The organism is uncultured Brachyspira sp. (assembly GCF_944390595.1).
GTDB lineage: Bacteria > Spirochaetota > Brachyspiria > Brachyspirales > Brachyspiraceae > Brachyspira.
The window spans coordinates 1-3,395 of the sequence record NZ_CALXRN010000216.1; the positions used below are offsets into that span (position 1 = coordinate 1).

General features: G+C 30.3%; 2 protein-coding genes. One reads left to right on the top strand and one right to left on the bottom strand.

Going from position 1 to position 3,395, the window contains the following annotated elements; translation table 11 throughout:
* The first annotated feature begins 283 nt into the window (after positions 1–283).
* Positions 284–1,456, top strand: a complete 1,173-nt coding sequence (locus tag Q0J90_RS12935; protein ID WP_297278303.1) for a sugar MFS transporter — start codon at positions 284–286, stop codon at positions 1,454–1,456.
* 45 nt (positions 1,457–1,501) lie between these two features.
* Here Q0J90_RS12935 and Q0J90_RS12940 read toward each other — a convergent pair.
* Positions 1,502–3,395: heavy metal translocating P-type ATPase (locus tag Q0J90_RS12940; RefSeq protein ID WP_297278304.1), on the bottom strand; the 1,894-nt coding region annotated here is incomplete at its 5' end.

Here is a 3,395-nt window from a genome sequence, read left to right on the forward strand (position 1 = left end):
GTGCGGTGCGGTGCGGTGCGGTGCGGTGCGGTGCGGTGCGGTGCGGTGCGGTTACCGGCATAATATTATTCTCCAATATAATCTTATTTTCGATATATTATTATAATTTATAATTAATGTCAAATACATATATTTTCTTTTATTAAAATATTATAAATATGATATAACTTACTTTTCATTTTTGATATTATATAATAATTAACATTCATGAAAAATAAATAATAACTATTCAATAAAAAAATATTTGTATTATAATATTTGAATCAATTTATGGATATTTTGTATGGTTAATTTACTTCTTGCTATTATATATTTATCTTTTATAAGTTTAGGACTTCCGGATGCGCTTCTCGGTTCAGCTTGGCCTACTATGCATAAAGAATTGAATGTGCCAATTTCCTATGCAGGCATAGTATCAATGATCATATCAGCAGGTACTATAATTTCTAGTTTGCAAAGCGACAGACTTACTAAAAAATTTGGTACAGGAAAAATAACTGCATTCAGTGTAGCAATGACGGCTATAGCACTTTTTGGATTTTCTATTACTCATTCATATATATTTTTATGTGTTTGGGCTATACCTTATGGATTAGGTGCAGGAAGTGTAGATGCTTCTTTAAATAATTATGTAGCACTTCATTATGAAAGCAAACATATGAACTGGCTTCATTGTATGTGGGGAATAGGTGCAACAATAGGACCATATATAATGGGATATGCACTTACTAATAATAATTGGAATGCAGGATACAGATATATATCAATAATGCAGATTGTACTCACTGCTATTTTATTTTTGAGCCTTTCTCTATGGAAGAAAAATGATGAAGAAAATAAAGAAAAAATAAGTACAAAAGTTTTAAGCTTAAAAGAAATAATAAAAATACCCGGTGCTAGAGAAATTATGATCTGCTTTTTTTGTTATTGTGCACTTGAAGCTACAACAGGATTATGGGCAAGCAGTTATTTAAATATATACAAAGGAGTGGATATAAAAACTGCGGCTTCATTTGGAAGTTTATTTTATATAGGCATCACCGTAGGAAGAGCTATATCTGGATTTATAACAATGAAATTAAATGATAATCAAATGATAGTTTTAGGCGAGTCATTAATTTTGATAGGCATAATATTAATGATTATTCCAGCTGTAAATATTGTATCTTTAATAGGTTTTATAATTATAGGTTTAGGCTGTGCTCCAATATATCCTTCCATAATACATTCAACTCCAAGTAATTTTGGTGTAGAAAATTCTCAGGCTATAATAGGAGTACAAATGGCTAGTGCTTATATAGGTACTCTTGCAATGCCTCCATTATTCGGATATATTGCAAATCATATATCAATATCATTATTACCATTTTATTTGATAATAATTTTAGTTCTCATGTTTATCATGCATAAATTAATGATAAAAAATACTATAAAAAATAAAAATATAGATGCATAATAAAAAATTATGCATCTATATTTTTACAATATTATAAATATTAAATCAATGTTCGCATCCGCAATTGCAATTCGTTACTTTAATATCGCAGGCTTCTGTATTAACATTTATATTTTCCTGTTTTTCACCTAAGGGATAAAGCAGTCTCAATGCATTTAATACCACTATCATAGTAACGCCTGTATCAGCAAATATAGCAAGCCACATAGAAGCAAGTCCTAAAGCTCCTAAAATAATAGCAGCAAATTTTATTACCAATGCTAAAAGTATATTTTGCAAAACTACAATATGATTCTTTTTAGCAAGTTTTATAGCAAGGGATACTTTTGAAGGCTTATCATCCATAATAACAACATCAGCATTTTCTATAGCAGCATCAGAACCAAGTCCTCCCATAGCAATACCAATATCAGCACGTGCCAAAGAAGGAGCATCATTTATACCATCGCCTACAAATATTGAAGCCTTAGAATCTTTCATCATTTCTTCTAGTACGCTTACTTTATCTTCAGGCAAACAGCCTCCTTTGAATGATTGTATATTCATCTCTTTTGCAAATACTTCTACTCTGTCAACATTATCGCCGCTTATCAATGCAGTTTTTATATTCATCGAATTCAATAAATCAATAGCTTCTTTAGTATCATCTTTCACGCTATCATCAATAAAGAATCCGCCGGCATATTTTGAATCTATGGCTATATGAACATTGATATTTTCTTTAACTTCTGATATTTCAACATTATTTTGTTTTAATAAATCTACTCCTCCAATCAATATATTTTTATTTTCAACTATTGATGAAGCACCTTTTCCGCTTATATCTTTATGACTTGAAATTAAACTGTCATTTATAACACCACTATGATGATTTTTATAATGCTCAACTATTGATACTGCAATCGGATGAGAAGAACCTGTCTCAGCATAAGCAGCGTATTTAAGTAAAGTTTCATTATCATATAAACCTGTATTATGTATATCTCTTATAGAAAATTCTCCTTTCGTAAGAGTTCCTGTTTTGTCAAAAATAACCTTATCAGCTTTGGCAAGCAAATCCAAAAATACTCCGCCTTTAACCATTATACCAAATTTAGAAGCTCTTCCTATAGAAGCAAAATATGTTAATGGAATTCCAACCATAAAAGCACAAGGACAAGAAACAACTAACAGAGTTAAAGAACGTTTAAACCAATTATCAAAAACTTCAGTACCATATATTATAGTAGGTATTACAGTAAGGAAAATTGCTCCAAATACCACAATAGGAGTATATATACCTGCAAATCTGCTTATAAACTGCTCAATATTAGCTTTTCTGTTCTGTGAGTCCTGAACTAATTTCAATATTTTAGCGATAGATGATTCTCCGTAAGCTCTTATAACTTTTGCCTTTATAGTGTTATCTCCATTTATAGTTCCTGCTAAAATTTCATCATTAACTTTAACACTTCTAGGCATACTCTCACCTGTTAAAGCCTTAGTATCAATCCAGCTTTCTCCTTCATATATAATAGAATCAAGAGGCACTTTCTCAAACGGATTTATTATTATACTATCATTGACATGTACTTCGGATATATCAACTTTTTCAACATTTCCATTCTCTCTTATAATATTTGCTGAATCTGGTCTTATTGCCATTAGTGCGGCTATTGTACGTTTAGATTTATCAACTGCCATATCTTCAAAGTACTCTCCTACTCTATAAAACATTAGTACGGCTAATGCTTCAGGAAGTTCATGAAGTATAATAGCTCCCACTGTAGCAATACTCATAAGAAAACTTTCACGCATGAACTTTCCTTTAATAAAATCTAAAGCAGCATTTTTAAATACTTCTCTTCCTAAAATTAAATATGGTATAAAGAAAATAATATACTCTATAATACCATGTATGCTTTTATGCAAACTGTATAATAATACTAATACTATAAGT

What these genes read in the sequence shown, in the direction of transcription:
- Q0J90_RS12935 (WP_297278303.1), top strand. Translation starts at nt 284, where the DNA reads ATGGTTAATTTACTTCTTGCTATTATATATTTATCTTTTATAAGTTTA.